This window comes from Hyphomonas polymorpha PS728, assembly GCF_000685315.1.
Taxonomy (GTDB): domain Bacteria; phylum Pseudomonadota; class Alphaproteobacteria; order Caulobacterales; family Hyphomonadaceae; genus Hyphomonas; species Hyphomonas polymorpha.
The window spans coordinates 1-828 of the sequence record NZ_ARYM01000062.1; the positions used below are offsets into that span (position 1 = coordinate 1).

1 pseudogene is annotated in these 828 nt (G+C 61.8%); it reads left to right on the forward strand.

Features of this window, described 5'->3' with window-relative positions:
• A pseudogene (locus HPO_RS19380) lies at positions 1–789 on the forward strand (IS3-like element ISHne1 family transposase); the annotation flags it as partial.
• Positions 790–828: the final 39 nt, after the last annotated feature.

Here is an 828-nt window from a genome sequence, read left to right on the forward strand (position 1 = left end):
CGCAGGCCGCCGCGCATCCGCCGGGACGAGACGCTGAAGCCGGAGATCCTTCGGGTCTTCAACGAGAACTTCACCGTCTATGGCGCTAACAAGGTCTGGCACCAGATGAAGCGGGAAGGCTTTGACGTGGCCCGCTGCACCGTCAGGCGCCTGATGAAGGCCATGGGTCTGAAGGGCATTATCCGCGGCAAGCCGCATCGCACGACCTACAGCGACAAGGTAGCGCCGTGCCCGCTCGACCATGTGAAGCGCAACTTCAAGGCTCCGGCGCCGAACCGGCTCTGGGTCAGCGATTTCACCTACGTCTCGACCTGGGCTGGATTTGTCTACGTCGCCTTCGTCATTGATGTGTTCGCCCGCCGCATTGTCGGCTGGCGGGTCAGCCGGACAGCGCATGCGCGCTTTGTACTCGATGCTCTTGAGCAGGCCCTGCATGACCGGCGGCCGGGCATCGGCAGCGGACTTGTTCATCACTCGGATCGTGGCAGCCAGTATGTCAGCATACGGTATACGGAGCGTCTGGCGGAGGCAGGCCTCGAGCCGTCGGTCGGCAGTGTCGGTGATAGTTATGACAACGCCCTCGCCGAGACGATCAATGGACTCTACAAGGCCGAAGTCATCTGGCGGAAAGGTCCCTGGAGATCCATGGACGCGGTTGAATACGCCACGCTCGAGTGGGTCGACTGGTTCAATCACCGCCGCCTGCTCGAGCCGATCGGAAACATCCCTCCGGCAGAAGCCGAGGCCAACTACTTTGCAGCCCTGAAGGAAAACGCTATCGCTGCATGACTCCAACCAAACAGCCTCCGGGGTTACCGGCGCGGTTCA